This is a genomic window from Pantoea sp. Acro-807 (genome assembly GCF_011752675.1).
In the GTDB taxonomy this organism is placed as follows: Bacteria; Pseudomonadota; Gammaproteobacteria; order Enterobacterales; family Enterobacteriaceae; genus Pantoea; species Pantoea eucrina.
Window position 1 is genome coordinate 531296 of sequence record NZ_VWXE01000001.1, and the last position, 16593, is coordinate 547888.

Annotated in this window: 17 protein-coding genes and 2 tRNA genes; 7 read left to right on the forward strand and 12 right to left on the reverse strand. The window is 55.1% G+C overall.

The genetic code is table 11. The features are described from left to right. Positions 1-20: 20 nt before the first annotated feature. Together ompA and sulA are read right to left on the reverse strand one after the other, a co-directional pair. Complete coding sequence (ompA, locus tag F3J39_RS02510) at positions 21-1094, reverse strand: porin OmpA (RefSeq protein ID WP_039383647.1); 1074 nt, start codon at positions 1092-1094, stop codon at positions 21-23. Between the two features lie 349 nt (positions 1095-1443). Then, positions 1444-1935 (reverse strand): SOS-induced cell division inhibitor SulA, encoded by a 492-nt coding sequence (gene sulA, locus F3J39_RS02515; RefSeq protein ID WP_039383649.1) that lies wholly within the window; start codon positions 1933-1935, stop codon positions 1444-1446. Between the two features lie 221 nt (positions 1936-2156). On the opposite strand from sulA, the gene F3J39_RS02520 reads away from it, so the two are divergent. Then, positions 2157-2759, forward strand: coding sequence for a TfoX/Sxy family DNA transformation protein (locus F3J39_RS02520; RefSeq protein ID WP_094111488.1), 603 nt, complete (start codon positions 2157-2159; stop codon positions 2757-2759). A gap of 23 nt (positions 2760-2782) precedes the next feature. Here F3J39_RS02520 and yccS read toward each other — a convergent pair whose 3' ends face one another. Both yccS and F3J39_RS02530 read right to left on the reverse strand, forming a co-directional pair. Further along, positions 2783-4918: a YccS family putative transporter gene (gene yccS / locus F3J39_RS02525; RefSeq protein ID WP_166713804.1), complete on the reverse strand. Its 2136-nt coding sequence runs from the start codon at positions 4916-4918 to the stop codon at positions 2783-2785. 11 nt (positions 4919-4929) lie between these two features. Beyond that, entirely contained in the window at positions 4930-5373 is a 444-nt protein-coding gene (locus F3J39_RS02530) for a YccF domain-containing protein (RefSeq protein WP_150017277.1), read from the reverse strand. A gap of 123 nt (positions 5374-5496) precedes the next feature. Between F3J39_RS02530 and helD the strand changes: the two genes are divergently transcribed. Beyond that, entirely contained in the window at positions 5497-7551 is a 2055-nt protein-coding gene (helD, locus tag F3J39_RS02535) for a DNA helicase IV (RefSeq protein WP_166713805.1), read from the forward strand. A gap of 28 nt (positions 7552-7579) precedes the next feature. Here the strand turns inward: helD and F3J39_RS02540 are convergent, their stop codons facing one another. Next, the gene (locus F3J39_RS02540) at positions 7580-8200 is read right to left on the reverse strand and encodes a DUF2057 family protein (RefSeq protein WP_039383659.1); all 621 of its coding nucleotides are present in this window, start codon (positions 8198-8200) and stop codon (positions 7580-7582) included. A gap of 177 nt (positions 8201-8377) precedes the next feature. On the opposite strand from F3J39_RS02540, the gene F3J39_RS02545 reads away from it, so the two are divergent. Beyond that, complete coding sequence (locus F3J39_RS02545; protein ID WP_039383662.1) at positions 8378-8794, forward strand: CoA-binding protein; 417 nt, start codon at positions 8378-8380, stop codon at positions 8792-8794. A 38-nt stretch (positions 8795-8832) separates the two neighbouring features. Here the strand turns inward: F3J39_RS02545 and hspQ are convergent, their stop codons facing one another. Together hspQ and rlmI are read right to left on the reverse strand one after the other, a co-directional pair. Continuing rightward, positions 8833-9150 carry a heat shock protein HspQ gene (gene hspQ, locus F3J39_RS02550; RefSeq protein ID WP_039383664.1) on the reverse strand — a complete coding sequence of 106 codons (318 nt, stop codon included), beginning with the start codon at positions 9148-9150 and terminating at the stop codon, positions 8833-8835. Between the two features lie 59 nt (positions 9151-9209). Then, positions 9210-10400: a 23S rRNA (cytosine(1962)-C(5))-methyltransferase RlmI gene (gene rlmI, locus F3J39_RS02555; RefSeq protein WP_039383665.1), complete on the reverse strand. Its 1191-nt coding sequence runs from the start codon at positions 10398-10400 to the stop codon at positions 9210-9212. A gap of 85 nt (positions 10401-10485) precedes the next feature. On the opposite strand from rlmI, the gene yccX reads away from it, so the two are divergent. Then, complete coding sequence (yccX, locus tag F3J39_RS02560; RefSeq protein WP_166713806.1) at positions 10486-10764, forward strand: acylphosphatase; 279 nt, start codon at positions 10486-10488, stop codon at positions 10762-10764. Here yccX and F3J39_RS02565 read toward each other — a convergent pair whose 3' ends face one another. Together F3J39_RS02565 and yccA are read right to left on the reverse strand one after the other, a co-directional pair. Continuing rightward, positions 10765-11091 carry a TusE/DsrC/DsvC family sulfur relay protein gene (locus F3J39_RS02565; protein WP_094111453.1) on the reverse strand — a complete coding sequence of 109 codons (327 nt, stop codon included), beginning with the start codon at positions 11089-11091 and terminating at the stop codon, positions 10765-10767. Between the two features lie 100 nt (positions 11092-11191). Then, positions 11192-11848, reverse strand: coding sequence for an FtsH protease modulator YccA (yccA, locus tag F3J39_RS02570; RefSeq protein WP_039383670.1), 657 nt, complete (start codon positions 11846-11848; stop codon positions 11192-11194). Positions 11849-12071: 223 nt separating this feature from the next. On the opposite strand from yccA, the gene F3J39_RS02575 reads away from it, so the two are divergent. From F3J39_RS02575 to agp, 3 genes are all read left to right on the forward strand, one after another. Beyond that, a tRNA-Ser gene (locus F3J39_RS02575) sits at positions 12072-12159 on the forward strand. Positions 12160-12193: 34 nt separating this feature from the next. Beyond that, positions 12194-12281, forward strand: a tRNA-Ser gene (locus tag F3J39_RS02580). Positions 12282-12504: 223 nt separating this feature from the next. Further along, positions 12505-14142, forward strand: a complete 1638-nt coding sequence (gene agp, locus F3J39_RS02585) for a bifunctional glucose-1-phosphatase/inositol phosphatase (RefSeq protein ID WP_211049164.1) — start codon at positions 12505-12507, stop codon at positions 14140-14142. Positions 14143-14192: 50 nt separating this feature from the next. Here agp and F3J39_RS02590 read toward each other — a convergent pair whose 3' ends face one another. Genes F3J39_RS02590 through wrbA form a run of 3 tightly spaced genes read right to left on the reverse strand, consistent with a single transcriptional unit; the run spans position 14193 to position 16468 of the window. Then, the gene (locus F3J39_RS02590; protein ID WP_166713808.1) at positions 14193-15566 is read right to left on the reverse strand and encodes an NAD-dependent succinate-semialdehyde dehydrogenase; all 1374 of its coding nucleotides are present in this window, start codon (positions 15564-15566) and stop codon (positions 14193-14195) included. A gap of 53 nt (positions 15567-15619) precedes the next feature. After that, positions 15620-15850, reverse strand: a complete 231-nt coding sequence (locus F3J39_RS02595; RefSeq protein ID WP_039383674.1) for a YccJ family protein — start codon at positions 15848-15850, stop codon at positions 15620-15622. Between the two features lie 18 nt (positions 15851-15868). Continuing rightward, entirely contained in the window at positions 15869-16468 is a 600-nt protein-coding gene (gene wrbA / locus F3J39_RS02600; protein WP_065649652.1) for an NAD(P)H:quinone oxidoreductase, read from the reverse strand. Positions 16469-16593: the final 125 nt, after the last annotated feature.

The window sequence follows — 16593 nt, forward strand, 5'->3', positions numbered from 1 at the left end:
GGTTTTTTTTACGCGATAACTTAAGCCTGTGGCTGAGTTACAACGTCTTTGATGCCTTTCACGTCGATCTCAACGCGACGGTCTGGACCCAGGCAGTCGATCAGGGCATTACGGCCTTTCACGCTGTCACAGGTGTTGCCAGTAACCGGGTTGGATTCGCCCATGCCACGTGCAGAGATTTTGTTAGCCGGGATACCTTTAGATACCAGGTAGTCGACAACAGACTGAGCACGTTTCTCAGACAGTTTCTGGTTGTACTGGTCTGAACCGATGCGATCGGTAAAGCCCAGAACTACAACGGAACCATCTTTAGGATCCATTGAGCTCAGCTGGCTGTACAGCTGATCCAGAGCCTGCTGACCTTCTGGCTTCAGGGTAGATTTGTTGAAGGTGAACAGCACGTCAGATTTCAGAGTGAAACGCTTGGTTTCAACAACCGGAGCTGGTGCCGGAGCTGGTGCAGCGATTGGTGCAGCAGCTTCATCCTGACCGAAGCGGTATGCAACGCCTACGCTCAGCATGCCGTTGTCTGGACGCGCGCCAACGGTACCTGCATCACCAATGTTGTTAACCCACTGGTAATCCAGACGGGTTGCCCAGTTCTTGGTCACTGCGTATTCAACACCCACTGCAGCCAGCGGAGAAACGCCGGTGTCGTGGTCGCTGCGGCGTTCGCCGGTCAGAGTGTTGTTCTGGGTAGAATCTGCACGCCATACCATGCCACCCAGACGGGTGTACACGTCAAGGTCATCAGCAATCGGGTAGCTCAGTTTAGCTGCCAGCTGAACGCCCTGCGCTTTGAATGCGCCGTTGATGTTGTCGCCTTTGTTAGGCATACGGCCCAGCCAGTCATAGCCCAGCTCGAAGCCCAGGTATGGGTTCGCCTGATAGCCCAGGAAAGCACCTGCGCCCAGCTGAGATTCGTGAGTTGGACCGTCGTTGTTCGCGTAACCGTTACCGTAGTAACCAGTATCGTGATACTGAGACCAGCCCAGTTTAGCACCGGTGTACCAGGTGTCATCTTTAGGAGCGGCCTGCGCTACGGTAGCGAAGCCAGCCAGTGCCACTGCAATTGCGATAGCTGTCTTTTTCATTTTGCGCCTCGTTATCATCCAAATAGGCAATGAGCAAAAAGGTTGCTCTTGGTTGTAATCCTTCGCCGGGTCTGAACGCTCGCTTATGACTCTACCGAAAAAACGGAGGTTATTGAGCACCCTGGCGAGCTAAAGTCTACAACGAGATTGAAAACTTACAAGTATGATGTGAGGTGAGCAGGTAAAAAAACAGGTGTAAATACACACATTTTAACAATTGACGGGGCAAAATTTTCGGTCTGTAAATAGAGAATTGCAGCTAAGCCCTTGTCCTGACTGGCAGGAACATTATCAGTAGCTTAGCGGCAACAGGCCGGAAAAAAAAGCTGAGATAAATCTCACTTTTTACTTAATGAAACAAATCCGAGGGAATTTTTGTGCTTCCGGGTTGTCTGGCAGAAATGATATCAGCTTCTTCCGGGCGCATAATCAGACCCAAAGCTTCGCCTTCTTCTGCTGCCTGCTGCAGCATCTGACGCTCATTCTCTTGCAGTTCACAGGGTATCCAGGCCAGCACTACGCTGTAATTTCCGGTACGCAGCGCTTTCACCATATTCTCAACCGTACTGAGCCGATCTGATTCAGTAATATGCATACTCTTCTCAAGCGGCAGACCAGACTGCTGGATCCAGCGGCGGCTGACTTTATGCGCTGGCGTCAGCCAGAGCTGCCAGCGTGACTGTTCGCTCAGCTGTTTGAGCACCGGAAGCAGAAGCAATTGCATCATGCCAGGATGCTCACTGTAGCGTAATTCCGTTATACCGCCCATTGACGGCTGAACTGCAGTGGAAGGCGCTAACCAGGAGGAACGATCAACAGGGCCAGAGAAATGCGTGCGCATAATATACTCGCTCAGTAGTGAACTGGATGAATGTACAGTACTGTTTAAATTAACAGAGATCAACTTCATTTTCTGAAAATGTCTCTCAAAACTGGCAGAAGATGGCACCAAAAGCGTTTTATTCGTTGAATCAGTAAATCGTTTTTTTTATCTTCTAACTAAATGAATAGTCACTGTTTTATAGGAAATACCCTGCACAAGGAATGAGGAAAAGGGACATGATGAAGCGAAAAAATGAGGTAGTGGAACAATCGATCGACGCCCTGTCGGTTCTGGGAGATATAGAGTCGCGTACGCAGTTTGGCGGCTATGCGCTGGCTATTGAGCGCGTGGTGTTCGCCTATATTGATAATGACACGCTCTACCTGCGCGCCAGTGAGGCGCTGCGGCTTTATGCCGTTCAGCGGCCGCTGGAGCCGCTGGTTTACCGTAAGCGCGGCATCCCTGTCACCCTGAGCTACTTCAAAGTGGATCAGCAGCTATGGCAGGACAGGAGACAGCTGATCAGTTTGTCAGCCAGCTCCCTGCAGGCGGCACAGGCTGATGCTGCAGTAAAACATATTTCGCTGCGGCTCAAGGATCTTCCTAATCTCAGTTTGCGTATGGAGCTGATGCTGCATAAAGCGGGGATCAGCTCGGTGGAATCACTGCAGGAGATGGGGTCACGACAGAGCTGGCTTAAGCTGCGCAGCGTCAACAAGCATGTCGGGTTGAAAACGCTGCTGGCACTGGAAGGAGCGATCTCTGGCCATCATCAGGCGGCGCTTCCGGCAGACGTAAAAGAGGCGCTGAGCAGCTGGTACCAGGAGCGGCTACGCCGGTAAACCCGGGAGCCGCTGTTACTGTTTCAGGCCTGCGCCAGGGCGCGGCGCAGGCGGGCGATCTCAGGCAGCAGCGTGATCAGTAAATCGAGCTGCTGCAAAATCAGAGGTGCCTGGGCTTCAGAGCTGGTTTTCAGTTCGCCGATGCGTTGCTGGAGCGTATGTTGCATCGCGGCTACCCGATCGTTTGTCACGCACTCAATCTGTAAAACATCCTCAACAAAACAGACGGCGTCATCAAGCAGCGTGAGCAGTTTCCCCGGTGATAAGCGGGTGCGATGTGCACCCAGCGCTGAGATATAGCTCAGAAACGAGTGATTAAGACAGAGCAGTCTGAAGGCGTGCTCCCGCAGCGTCTGATCTGCCCGGCGTTCACTATTTATATTCGATACCACAGAGGCGAGTTCAGCGTCAGCGTTGTGCGCATCCCGGCGTACGACCCGGTAAGCCAGCCGGTTATCTTTGCCCTGATGATACTGTTCCATGATGGCATCCAGATAGCGGCAGTTAGCATTCAGCGCGCGATCGGCTATTGTGGTGAGCTTGCGAAAACGCCAGTCAGGCCAGACAAACGCCACCGCCAGCCAGGCAAGTCCGCATCCCAGAAGCGTATCAACAATACGCGGCAGGGCCACGTCAAAGCCTTCACCCAGTAAATTGAAGCAGAGCAGTACCAGCAGGGTAATAAACAGCGTGGCCTGCGCATACTGAATCTGACGGAAAGCAAAAAACAGCACGCCGCTGAGGACGATCAGCAGCAGCTGCCCCTCCACCGAGGGCACCAGCCACAGCACCGGCAGCCCGATTGCCACACCTGCCAGCGTCCCTCCGATACGCAGCGCCAGCCGGCGACGCGTGGCGTTATAGTTGGGCTGACAGACAAACAGGCTGGTAAGCAGTATCCAGTAACCGCGCTGCAGCCCGGTAATCTGAATAAAGGCATAACCTATACAGAGCACCAGCGACATTCGGATGGCGTGGCGAAACAGCGGAGAGGCGGGCGTAAGGTGACGGCTCAGACGCAGACGTATATCGGACCAGCCACGCAGCGTGTCACGCGAAAGATGGTGCTCACTCTGCAGCGGCGTCTCAAACAGCTGCTGTTCTGAAGCAAGCGAAGCAAGTTGTGCATCAATGGCGCGCAGATTACGCAGTAACCAGGAGAGCGGGGCGGTATGTCCGGCATCCGGGTCGCTTTGCTGCAGTCGCTCAAGGGCCGTCTCAAGGCGCGCAAAAGCACGCTCGAAATGGCTGCTGTGATGCCAGCGCTGGCGCAATACGATCGTTTCAGCCAGCTGGCGACACGCCTGCGCCTGCATATTCAGCAGACGCTGAAAACGGAACAGGATTTCGTTGTAACGCCAGTTATTTCGCAGCTGGTGATACTGTATGTGCGAAGAGCTGGCGCGCTCATGAATATCCTGCGCCACAAAATAGTAATGCAGACTGCGGCGGGTACTGCGTGAACCCCGATCGCCGCGCAGCCGGCTCTGAATGGTATTTTTAGTCTGATTCAGCTGCGCGACTAACTGGCTGTTAGCCATTGCGGTGGCAATCAGAGCGGCATCATCCTGCTCACCGCCGTCCGGATCAAACAGGTTTGCTTTCGCCTCAAGATAACGCGCCAGCTGGGAAAAGCTGGCCGCCAGCTGCTCCTGAACGGGTCGCACCGGAAACATCAGGTGGCCAATAAAGGTCAGCAGGTTGTACCAGAGTGCTCCCGTCAGCAGCAGCGCGGGCTGCATCCACCACTGTGGAAAGAGCCCGATACCCAGCATGGTATATACCGCAATCAGCAGGGCACCAAACGCGATGGTCGCGTAACGCTGGCCAAGCGCGCCCAGCAGGATAAATCCCCAGCTTGAGAGCGCCAGGCCGGCAGTGAACGCCCAGGGTCTGGGGAAAAGCAGCTCAACGGAGACCGACGCGATACAGAAGCAGCACAGGGTGATGATCAGATTGCGCAGACGGCCTGTCCAGCGGTCGTCAAGATCGGCCAGCGCGGCAGCGACCACCCCCAGCGTAAGCGGAATGGTCCACTCTACCTGCTGCAGCCACCAGGGAAACGCAGCGCAGCCCGACAGCGCCAGAAAAATACGCAGCAGATAGCGCAGGCTGCTGTTAAACAGATAGCGGCGCCAGGCGGGCATAGCGTCGGACATAAACCGGATCCTCAGTAGCGGCGGCGCGCGTTAGCTTCACGCGCTGCCTGTGCCTCTTCCACGCTGACCACCCGACGGCCAACCGGCCAGAGTGAAATCGCAGCCAGCTTAAAGTGCGCCAGCCCGGTGGGAATACCGATAATGCTCAGACATTGCATGATTCCGGTTGAAATATGCATTACGCAAAGCCACCAGCCAAAGAAAATAAGCCAGAAGATGTTCAGAAATGTACCGCCAGCGTTGAGAAACGCACTTTTGCTGTCAGGACGCAGTACATCAACGTGAACCGCTTCATTGCCGAACGGAACCAGCGAAAGTTTTGTGATTTCCCAGCAGGAGCGCGTCAGCGGTAGCGTAAAAATCAGCACAATGCTGACCAGCGTGGCAAAGAGCCAGCCAAGCGTAGTGAGAAAGCCGCCAAGGATAAAATTCAGAATATTAAGAACGGTGCGCATAACGCGTTTTTCCTTTTGCAATCCGCAATATGTGCCGCCAAGTTTAGCCTGTTTTAAGGCTGGAGCGCCAAGTGTCTGACAGGTAAACTGCGCAATAACTGAATTTCACCTGATGATGCGGACATGGAACTGAAAGCAACAGCAATGGGTAAACGTCTGGCGCAGCATCCTTATAACCGGGTGCGTTTGCTGACTGCCGGTGTTGAAGTCAGCGGCGATCGTCATGAATACCTTATTCCGTTTAATCAGCTGCTGGATATCAGCTGCAAACGCGGTCTGGTATGGGGCGAGCTGGAGTTTTTGCTGGCGGAGAATCAGGTGGTGCGGCTGCATGGTACCGAGTGGCAGGAGACGCAGCGTTTTTATCACTATCTGCAGCACGCCTGGCAGCAGTGGAGCGCTGAAATGAGCCATATCAGTACGGGCGTGCTGGATGAGCTGCTGCAGCATATTTCGCAGCTGACCGCAGAGGATCGCTGGCTAAAGCGAAGTGAGCTGGCTGCTATCCTGGCCCGGGTTAACGAGACGATTGCGGCACTGCCGCTGCCGCTGGCGCGCCTGGAGGCGCTGGATAACTGTCGTGAACGCTGGCATCGCTGCCGGCAGTGGCTGGAGCAGGGCGAAGCCACAATTCGCCAGCGTAACCGTCGCTGGAGCGAGCAGGTGATTCAGGCAAATCCGGATTTTTTCGCCACGGTTGAGCGCTCACCGCTTAATCGTGCGCAGGCAGAAGCGGTGGTTAATGGTGAAGAGACGTTGCTGGTCCTGGCGGGTGCAGGCAGCGGTAAAACCGCCGTGCTGGTGGCACGTGCTGGCTGGCTGCTGCAGCGGCGACTGGCTCATCCTGACCAGATACTGCTGCTGGCATTTGGCCGGGAGGCTGCAGAAGAGATAAATCAACGCCTGGACACGCAACTTAACGTAAAGGCGTTGCAGGCGCGTACCTTTCATGCGCTGGCGCTGCATATTATTCGCGAGAGTGGCCGCAAGCCGCCGGTTATCAGCCAGCTGGAGAGTGACAGCGCTGCCCGTCGCCAGCTGCTGCTGGAGAGCTGGCGCGAGCAGTGCGCGGCTAAAAAGGCGCAGGCCAGCGGCTGGCGTCAGTGGCTGGAGGAGGATCTGGCGTGGACGTTGCCGGACGGCGCATTCTGGCAGGATAGCGCTATCGCGCAGCGGCTGGCGCCGCGTCTTGAGCAGTGGCTGGGCCTGCTGCGGATGCAGAGCGGTAATCAGGCGGAAACAATCGCGGCCGTTCCGGAAGCGTGGCGCGATAGCTTCAGTAAGCGGATAAAACTGATGGCTCCGCTGCTGAAAGCCTGGAAAAGTGCGCTTAAAGCGGAGGGCGCCGTTGATTTTGCCGGCCTGATCCAGCAGGCGACAGAGGTGCTGGAAAAAAGACGTTTTATCAGCCCCTGGAAGCATATTCTGGTCGATGAGTTTCAGGATATCTCGCCGCAGCGTGCCGCACTTTTAAAGGCGTTGCGCGCGCAGAATGCTCATACCAGCCTGTTTGCTGCAGGCGATGACTGGCAGGCAATCTACCGTTTTAGCGGCGCTAAGCTCAATCTGACCACCGCTTTTCACCACTATTTTGGCGACGGCGACAGCTGCGTGCTGGATACCACCTATCGCTTCAATAGCCGTATTGCTGACATTGCCAATGGTTTTATCCAGCAAAATCCGCACCAGCTGAAAAAAACGCTCACCAGTCTGAGCAAAGGAAGTAAAAAGGCGGTAACGCTGCTGCCGGACGATCAGCTGGAGGGGCTGCTGGACAAACTCAGCGGATTTGCGAAACCGGAAGAGAGGATTTTGCTGCTGGCGCGCTACCATCATCTGCGTCCGGCGCTGCTGGACCGGGCAAAAACGCGCTGGCCCGGATTACAGCTGGAGTTTATGACAATCCATGCCAGTAAAGGTCAGCAGGCGGAGTACGTCATCCTGACCGGCCTCCATCAGGGAGCCGATGGCTTTCCGGCTCCGGCGCGTGAGTCGGTGCTGGAGGAGGGGCTGCTGCCACCCGTGGAAGATTTTCCCGATGCGGAAGAGCGGCGCCTCGCTTATGTGGCTATGACGCGGGCACGTGAACAGGTGTGGCTGCTGTTTAATAAAGCCTGTCCGTCGCGCTTTGTTGAACAGCTGCGTGAGCTGGGTGTACCGGTAGCGCGTAAATCCTGAGCCAGGCAGCGCCAGGAAAAGTGAGGCGCTAGCTGGTGCGTAACGTTTTCATCCAGCTCAGTAACTTTTGCCGGGTTGCTGCATCAAAGCGTTTAAACCAGCGCTGTATTGAGGGCAAATCGCTGGCATCCTGCCAGGCAAAATCGGGGTTTTCGCTTACTGCTGTCGCCGAAGGAGCAGCAAAGCGCAGTACGGATGCCGTCTGTGCTGCGCGGTTATAAGCCATCATCGCCTGCATCATGTCACCGCTGCTGCTCTGCGGCAGACGATCGCGCAGGCTGGCAATTTCTGTGCCCCGCTCATCAATCAGCCTGAAGTTCAGGAGCTTATTAAACGTGCTGCGTTCACGCCGGCTGTTCAGCGAGGGCAGGTGGATCGCCACAGAGTGTGCTTCCGCGGTAAATGTGACAATCATCGGCACTGACTGGAAATGGGTTGCGTCAGGACAGGGTTTCTCAACGCGAAACAGAAACTGATGCTGCCCCTGTTCCAGTTCAAGGCTGTCTGCGCCTTTTAATAGTGAGCCGGCAATTTTCCGCCCGTCCAGCACCAGCAAATCAATCTGCGGATCGAGTTTAAGCGTAATGGCGGGGCAGGATGCTGTGACAAGCAGCGCAATAATGCCTGTGACAGCCGGTGACAGCTTCATTTCTACTCCCGAAATATGGCGGGTAATCAGTGATGTGTAGCAAAGTATTTCATTATGGCACTAAATTTACATTTAAACATATTTATTCGTGCCCTGGCGCAAACATTTCATCTTTGCGGCTTGCGCCGCGAGCGGAAAGGGCAGCTACACTCTGGCAATAAAGAGAAGGGGAAATGAATGAACGATCAAACAATTCGTGATGTGCTTATGAATACCCGTCGTATCGCACTGGTGGGGGCCAGCGACAAACCGGCTCGTCCCAGCTATGGCGTGATGCGTTACTTACTGGATCAGGGATATGAGGTGATTCCGGTGAGCCCTAAACTGGCCGGGCAGCAGCTGATGGGGCAGACCGCCTACGCTTCACTGGCAGAAATCCCCGGTAAAGTCGATATGGTAGATGTATTCCGTAATGCTGAGGCGGCATGGGAGGTGGCACAGGACGCTATAGCGATTGGCGCGAAAACGCTGTGGCTGCAGCTCGGCGTTATCAATGAGCAGGCGGCAGTGCTGGCAAGTGATGCTGGCCTGACGGTGATAATGGATCGCTGTCCGAAGATTGAGATCCCGCGTCTGAATATTACGCCAGCCTGAATCAGACAATAAAACGGCGACCTGCGTCGCCGATATAATTAATGTCGCAGGCTGGGTGCCTGCAGCTGCTGCCGGATAGAAGCGGCCAGCTCATCCATAGAGGGCTGCTCTGGATGCTCGAACAGCGTTTCACCTGCCAGCTGCACTTCTGCAACGTAGGTGTGCACCTGTTCGCCCTCTTCATCTTCCATCACCACATGATACCAGGGGGCGGCACGCAGCGTTTCCGTTGCACCAACTTCATCCAGTTCCGGCTCATCCAGCGAATACTCAGGGTCAACATCGACGATGACACCCAGCACGCCAGAAAGACGATGCCGGACCTGCTGTCCAATTCCAAATTTACTGGCAATCATTGCGACCTCCCAAAACTTTACCTGCCACTAAATATGGGGGCAGGGATCAGGTTTTCAAGTCACAGTACGCGGCAGGCAAAACCTTTCAGATAGAGACCTTCCGGATAGCTGGCTATTACCGGGTGATCGGCCGCCTGACGGAACTGCTCTATAAATTGTACATCACGTCCGGCATCCAGCGCCGCATCGGCCACAATCTTCTGAAATAAATCCGTAGCCATCAGGCCGGAGCAGGAGAACGTCAGCAGAATACCGCCTGGGTTAAGCAGCTGCATCGCCAGCATATTGATATCTTTATAGCCACGGCAGGCGCCCATCAGCTGGTTTTTGTTCTCAACGAATTTAGGCGGATCCATAATAATCAGATCAAACTTTTCGCCTGCATCACGATAGCGGCGCAGCAGTTTAAAAACGTCATCCCGCAGGAACTGTGCCCGCGACACGTCGAGCCCGTTCAGCTCAACGTTCTGTTTTGCTACGTCCAGCGCATCCTGTGAGGTATCCACGCTCAGCACTTCGCGACAGCCACCGAGCAGCGCCGAAATGGCAAATCCGCCGGTATAAGAGAAGCAGTTAAGCACGCGCGCGTCCTGCGCATAGCGACGGGTGGCATAACGGCTGTCGCGCTGATCAAGATAGTAGCCGGTCTTATGGCCGCCCTGAATATCTACCAGCAGTTTCATACCGTGCTCGGTAATAGGCAGCAGGGCAGGCGGCAGTTCGCCGCTCACCGGGCCCTGTGCCAGCGGCAGCCCCTCTTTCTTACGCACGGCGACGTCGGAACGATCGTAGATAGCGCACTCCGGATAGCACTGCTGCAGCGCAGAGACAATGGCAGGCCGCTGATACTCTGCCCCTGCGGACAGAAGCTGCAGTACCAGAAAATGACCAAAGCGATCGATGGTTACGCCGGGCATACCATCTGATTCGCCAGCGATCAGGCGATAGCTATCGAGTCCGTCGCGGGTCGCCAGCCAGTCACGCCACTGTTGCGCCTGCTCTAAACGGCGAACAAAGAAGGCGATATCAATTGATTCATCCTGTTGCCAGCTCCAGACGCGTGCGCGAATTTGCGACTCCGGTGAATAAGCGGCACGTGCCAGCCATTTGCCAGAGCTGTCGCAGATATCAATAGTTTCGCCAGACTGCGCTTTTCCTTCCATGCGCGCAACGGCGCCGGAAAAGACCCAGGGATGACGGCGGAGCAGGGATTTTTCACGTCCCTTGGTGAGAATCAATCGAACGGTCATAGTTTGCTATGCTTACCTGAAAAAATGAGGCGCTATTTTCCGGTGGATGGCGCCAAATTGCAACGCGGAATAGGGGAAAGGCACTATGGCTGAACGCAGCTGCACAATCCGGGTATATGGCATGGTACAGGGCGTGGGCTTTCGTTATCACACCCAGCAGCAGGCGAAAGCGCTGGGCCTGACCGGTTACGCCCGTAATCAGTCCGATGGCAGCGTCGAAGTGCTGGCCTGCGGTCCGGAACAGCAGGTCGAAACGCTAATCAGCTGGCTTCAGGCAGGAGGGCCGCGCAGTGCGCGGGTGGACAACGTCGTGACCGGGCCCTGTGATCCGGCCGAACGACCGGCCAGCTTTACCACTGGCTGATCAGAGACACTTTGCAGGTTTAGGCAGGCCGGCAATTTTTGTCGCCTGCTTTGCCGGGCCGTCCGGAAAGAGGCGGAACAGATAGCGGCTGTTGCCTTTTTCCTCGCCATACTTTTTCGCCATCGCCTTTACCAGCATGCGCACTGCAGGCGAGGTATTAAATTCCTGGTAGAAGTCGCGTACAAAGTGGACGACCTCCCAGTGAGCCTCGCTCATCTCAATGTTTTCCTGCCGGGCGATCGCCAGCGCTACCTCTTCACACCAGTCTGCGTGGTTAGTCAGATAGCCTTCTGCATCCGTTACAATCTCACTGCCGTTAACAATCACACGTTTTCCTCATCTGTTATCTGCGCTTATTGTAAATTCCCGCCGCCTGGAAAAGCAAAAACCCCGCCAGAGCAGGGTTTGCTTTTTGTGCGCTGCAGCGTTAGTCGCGGTTAGCGAAACCCAGCAGGCTCAGCAGGCTGACAAAGATGTTATAGAGAGAGACGTAGAGTCCAACGGTCGCGCGGATGTAGTTGGTCTCGCCACCATGAATAATATTACTGGTCTCCCACAGAATGGCCCCTGCAGAGAAGAGGATGAAAAGCGCGCTGATAGCCAGATGCAGGGCCGGCAGCTGCAGGAACAGGTTTGCTACGACCGCAACCAGCAGAACGACAAAGCCTGCCATCATCATACCGCCAAGGAATGACATGTCGCGCCGGGTAGTCAGTACATAGGCTGAACAGCAGAAGAAGACCAGCGCCGTGCCGCCCAGCGCCATGGCGATAACATCGCCCATGCCCGCGCTCAGAAACGAACTGAGGATAGGCCCCAGGCAGTAGCCGAGGAAGCCGGTGAAGGCGAACGCTGCTGCTATTCCGGCCGGACTATTTGCCAGACGGTAAGTCAGAAACATCAAACCATAAAAACCTACCAGCATCAGGATCAGGCCGGGTGAGGGGAGTGCATAGACCGTGCTCAGCGTGGCGGTCACTGCAGAAAACGCCAGTGTCAGGCCGAGCAGAAAATAGGTATTACGCAGGACTTTATGAGTGCCGATCAGAGATTGTTGCTGTGATGAGCTGATAATTTTGTCCATCATTTACTCCTTAAAGAGAGAGGACACCTTACATGCGCTGAGAATACGCAGCGGGGTCAGAACAGCAAAGGCGTTTTACCCATCTTTACGCGATAAATTGCTGTTTCAGTAAGCAGAATGCTGTTTTTGACGGCGAAAAAAACAAATTTGGCTGTTTTTCAGGCGAACGATTCATTCATCGCTTTACATCATCCTGGGGGATGTTTATAGTGCGCCTCATTGCGGAGGGGTGGCCGAGTGGCTTAAGGCAGCGGTCTTGAAAACCGCCGATGGGAAACCATCCGAGAGTTCGAATCTCTCCTCCTCCGCCACTTTATCTCTGCAGATAAAGTACAATCTGTATCCGGAGGGATGGCCGAGTGGCTTAAGGCAGCGGTCTTGAAAACCGCCGATGGGAAACCATCCGAGAGTTCGAATCTCTCTTCCTCCGCCAAATTTAAAGAAGCCCGCAGCGATGCGGGCTTTTTGCTTTTCCCGCCCCGACCCTTCCTGCTGCTCTAACCCTGACGTTTGCTGCTATAGTCCATTCACAGTTTTTATAAACAGCGGGCGATTTTCGTCAGCAAGCTGAGTTACACTGTGCGGTAATTCGCTCTTTGGCGGGCTAATCGTTTGAATGCCAGAGTGTTTCACTGATGAATTATGGAATGGGCACAATGATCAAAAAACTGAGTCTTTGCGCGTTGTCAGTTGTTGCGGCGCTTCCGGTAAGCCTGTCAGCGACCGCAGCAGAAGGGGATATGCAGCTGCAGCAGGTGCTGATGCTGAGCCGTCACAATCTGCGTGCGCCGCTGGCGACAAACGGCAGCGCACTGGAGCAATCCACTAAAAAGAGCTGGCCGCAATGGGATGTGCCGGGCGGTGAACTCACCACCAAAGGCGGCGTGCTGGAAGTCTATATGGGTAAATATACCCGTCAGTGGCTGACGCAGCAGGGGCTGCTGGCTGGCGGCAATTGCCCGGATACCAGCGATGTTTTCATTTATGCAAATAGCCTTCAGCGCACCGTTGCGACCGCACAGTTTTTTGCTGCGGGTGCCTTTCCTGGCTGTGACGTTGCGGTAACGCATCAGGATGCCATGGGAACGATGGATCCCATCTTTAATCCGGTGATTACCGATGACAGCGAAGCGTTTAACAAAAAAGCGCTGGCGGCGATGACGGCAGAGAATGAGAAGCTGGCACTGAAGCCTGCGCTGCAGCGTCTGGAAAAGATTGTTGATTATAAATCGTCGCCTGCCTGCAATGGTAAAAAGCAGTGCACGCTGGACAGCGGTGATAACACTTTCAGCGCAGATAATGGCAAAGAGCCAGGCGTCAGCGGTCCGCTGAAAATCGGTAATTCCCTTGTTGATGCGTTCACGCTGCAATATTACGAAGGTTTCCCGGCAGAGCAGGTTGCCTGGGGGCAGATTAAAACGCCTGAGCAGTGGAAAGAGCTGGCGTCAGTCAAAAACGGTTATCAGGATGCGCTCTTCAGCTCGCCAGAGGTTGCGCGTGAAGTTGCTGCACCGCTGGTGGATTACATCCGCAGCCAGCTGGTTGATGAAGATAAGGCCAGCGCACCTAAAGTAACGCTGATGGTAGGGCATGATTCAAATATCGCCTCGCTGCTCAGCGCGCTGCAGGTGAAGCCTTACACTCTGCCGGGCAACGATGAGAAAACCCCTATCGGCGGACAGGTTGTATTTGAACGCTGGCACGATGGCAAAAATAACAAAGATCTGCTGAAAATAGAGTATGTCTATCAGACCGCCGATCAGCTGCGTAACGCAGATGTGCTGAGCCTCAAAAACCCGCCAAAACGTGTCACGCTGCAGCTTGCCGGCTGTGATACTGATGCCAATGGCTATTGCAGCTGGGAGCAATTCTCTGCGGCACTGAACAGCGCACTGCAGGGGACGCCTATGCAGCCTGCGGCCGTGCAGGAAGCGAAGCCGCAGCAGGCTGCAGACAGTGCGCCGGACGCGAAAGCTGCCGCAGAGAAACCGGCTGACGATAACGCTAAAGCTAAAGATAAAGCTGAACAGGCGGCTGCTGATAAAGCGAAAGCAGACGCCGCCGCAGATAAGGCGAAAGCAGACGCTGCCGCAGAGAAAACCGCTGCTGATAAGGCGAAAGCGGACAAAACAGCCGCTGATAAAGCGGCGGCTGATAAAGCGAAAGCGGACAAAGCAGCAGAAGATAAAGCGAAAGCTGATGCTGCTGCAGCGCAAAACGCGCAGCCGGAGGCGGCATCCGGTAAACCCGCCGCTGAGGCAAAGCCAGCTCAGCAACCTGCTACCGCAGGTTAACCGGCAGCAGGCTATAAAAAACCCCGCTCTGGCGGGGTTTTTTTTGGTCGTCAGCCGGCAATAACCACCAGCTTCTGATTGGCAAACTCTTTCAGACCGAGATCGGAAAGTTCACGCCCGTAACCGGAGCGTTTTATCCCGCCAAAGGGGAGCTCAGCTGCGGTGTCACTCTGTGAATTGATAAACACCATGCCGGTCTCAATCTGTGACGCCAGCCGGCGCGCGCGCGCAATATCCCGCGTCCAGATAGATCCGCCAAGGCCATAGTGCGAATCGTTCGCCAGCGCCACGGCAGCCTCATCACTCTCTGCAATATAGAGCTGCGCAACCGGGCCAAAAAACTCCTGATAATAAGCGGGATTATCGGGCGTCAGCCCGGTCAGCAGAGTGGGCTGATAATAGCATCCGACGCCTTCAATAATGCGCCCGCCAAAGCGCAGCTCTGCGCCATGCTCTACCGCCTCTTCAACCTGTCGCGCCAGCCGGTCACGCGCATCAAGGGAAGAGAGCGGTCCGAGCGTGGTTTTTTCATCCAGCGGATCGCCCGGCACAGCGGACTGCAGCACGGCGCTGAATTTGCTCATGAACGCCTCGGCGATCTGCGCATGCACAATAAACCGTTTAGCAGCGGTGCAGACCTGTCCGCAGTTGCTCAGACGTGCCTGCACGCCCTGGCGTACCGCTTCATCCAGGTCAGCATCGTCCAGAACAATAAAGACGTCATTGCCACCCAGTTCAAGGGTGGATTTTTTCAGGTGTTTGCCCGCCTGCTGTGCAACCGCACTGCCGGCGCGTTCGGAGCCGGTCAGCGCCACGCCCTGAACGCGATCGTCAGCGATAAGATCCGCCACCTGCTCATTGGAGATAAACAAATTACTCCAGGCACCTTCTGGTGCACCCGCTTCACGTACCAGTTGCTCAAAGATATCCGCGCAGTGCGGCACAATATTGGCATGTTTTGCCAGCACCGGATTACCCAGCGCCAGATTAGGTGCCAGAACACGCATCAGCTGATAATAAGGGAAGTTCCATGGTTCAACCGCAACGATAACGCCAATCGGATGATATTCCACCCAGGCTTCCCCGATTTCGCTGGCGTAGGGCTGAGGCTGCAGAAAAGCAGCGGCATGCTCAGCGTAATATCGCGCAATGCTGATGCAGATGCTGACTTCACCACGGCTCTGACCAATCAGCTTGCCCATTTCGCGACTCGCTATGGTGGCCAGCTCCTCTTTGCGCTGATCCATGAGATCGGCCAGGCGGCTCAGCACCTGGAGGCGTGGCTGGATATCACCTTTGCTCCAGGCTGAGTGGTAGAGCGCATCTGCGGTTTCGAGCGCCTGGTACACGCGGGCGTCATCATGTGTCTCCCAGTTTTTCAGCAGCTGATTATTTGCCGGATTGATGCTCTGGTAAGCCGTCATCGCGTCCCCTTGTTGGTGTTGCCATAAAAAAGGCGGGCCATGCCCGCCGGTTCTCACACGTTTTTGCGCTCGACAGGGACGTTGTCCCATGTCAGAACATCCTGATCGGTTTTATCAAACGCGCGCATCAGCACATCATCATTGCCCTGCTGCTCCCAGATCTGCTCTGCCAGTTTTTCATCGTAATTGGCAACTTCAAAGATCGCTTCTGCAATTTCCGGGGACGTCTGACGAATTTTCGCCCATTCGCCGACGCGATGTGCTCTGGACTGGTCTGTAGACATAATGATCTCCTGTTGAGTTTATCCTTTGAGTTTTACCGCCAGAGTGGCGACATGTTCACCCTGATAGCGGGCAATTTGCAGCTCTTCAGGCGTGGGCTGGCGTGAACCATCGCCGCCTGCCAGCGTCGACGCACCATAAGGCGTTCCGCCGCGCACCTGTGAGATATCAAACATCTCTTTAGTGCCGTAGCCGATTGGAATAATGACCATGCCGTGATGGGCAAGCGTAGTCCATACTGACGTTATCGTCAGTTCCTGGCCCCCGCCGGTACCGGTAGAAGTAAACACGCTGGCCAGTTTTCCGTGCAGTGCGCCCGAGGCCCACAGCCCGCCGGTACGGTCCCAGAAGTTGCGCATCTGGCCTGACATGTTGCCAAAGCGGGTCGGCGTGCCGACGATAATGGCATCATACTGCGTCAGATCGTCCGGCGTTGCCTCAGCTGCCTGCTGATCGACCTTGCCACCAACCTCAGCAAAACGCGCCGCATCCATACTCTCCGGCACGCGCAAAATAGTCACTTCGGCTCCGCTGACGCGCTGCACGCCTTCTGCAACCGCCTGCGCCATGGTTTCCACATGTCCATACATTGAGTAATAGAGCACCAGAACTTTTGCCATTGTGGTTCTAACCTCCCGGTAAGATAAGTAAAAAGAGTATAGAAGAGCATGCGCGGGCTGCCGGGAAATGGCGCTGCTGCCCGCTGAGATTTAGCACGCTTAAAAAGTTAACGTTATGATTTTTA

Excerpts from the sequence above, each read along its gene's own strand:
- ompA (WP_039383647.1), bottom strand. The coding sequence starts at position 1,094 with ATGAAAAAGACAGCTATCGCAATTGCAGTGGCACTGGCTGGCTTCGCT.
- F3J39_RS02520 (WP_094111488.1), top strand. The coding sequence starts at position 2,157 with ATGAAGCGAAAAAATGAGGTAGTGGAACAATCGATCGACGCCCTGTCG.
- yccA (WP_039383670.1), bottom strand. The coding sequence starts at position 11,848 with ATGGACAAAATTATCAGCTCATCACAGCAACAATCTCTGATCGGCACT.
- rlmI (WP_039383665.1), bottom strand. The coding sequence starts at position 10,400 with ATGACCGTTCGATTGATTCTCACCAAGGGACGTGAAAAATCCCTGCTC.
- F3J39_RS02590 (WP_166713808.1), bottom strand. The coding sequence starts at position 15,566 with ATGACGGCTTACCAGAGCATCAATCCGGCAAATAATCAGCTGCTGAAA.
- F3J39_RS02595 (WP_039383674.1), bottom strand. The coding sequence starts at position 15,850 with ATGTCTACAGACCAGTCCAGAGCACATCGCGTCGGCGAATGGGCGAAA.
- F3J39_RS02545 (WP_039383662.1), top strand. The coding sequence starts at position 8,378 with ATGAACGATCAAACAATTCGTGATGTGCTTATGAATACCCGTCGTATC.
- F3J39_RS02540 (WP_039383659.1), bottom strand. The coding sequence starts at position 8,200 with ATGAAGCTGTCACCGGCTGTCACAGGCATTATTGCGCTGCTTGTCACA.
- wrbA (WP_065649652.1), bottom strand. The coding sequence starts at position 16,468 with ATGGCAAAAGTTCTGGTGCTCTATTACTCAATGTATGGACATGTGGAA.
- agp (WP_211049164.1), top strand. The coding sequence starts at position 12,505 with ATGATCAAAAAACTGAGTCTTTGCGCGTTGTCAGTTGTTGCGGCGCTT.
- helD (WP_166713805.1), top strand. The coding sequence starts at position 5,497 with ATGGAACTGAAAGCAACAGCAATGGGTAAACGTCTGGCGCAGCATCCT.
- yccS (WP_166713804.1), bottom strand. The coding sequence starts at position 4,918 with ATGTCCGACGCTATGCCCGCCTGGCGCCGCTATCTGTTTAACAGCAGC.
- hspQ (WP_039383664.1), bottom strand. The coding sequence starts at position 9,150 with ATGATTGCCAGTAAATTTGGAATTGGACAGCAGGTCCGGCATCGTCTT.
- yccX (WP_166713806.1), top strand. The coding sequence starts at position 10,486 with ATGGCTGAACGCAGCTGCACAATCCGGGTATATGGCATGGTACAGGGC.
- sulA (WP_039383649.1), bottom strand. The coding sequence starts at position 1,935 with ATGCGCACGCATTTCTCTGGCCCTGTTGATCGTTCCTCCTGGTTAGCG.
- F3J39_RS02530 (WP_150017277.1), bottom strand. The coding sequence starts at position 5,373 with ATGCGCACCGTTCTTAATATTCTGAATTTTATCCTTGGCGGCTTTCTC.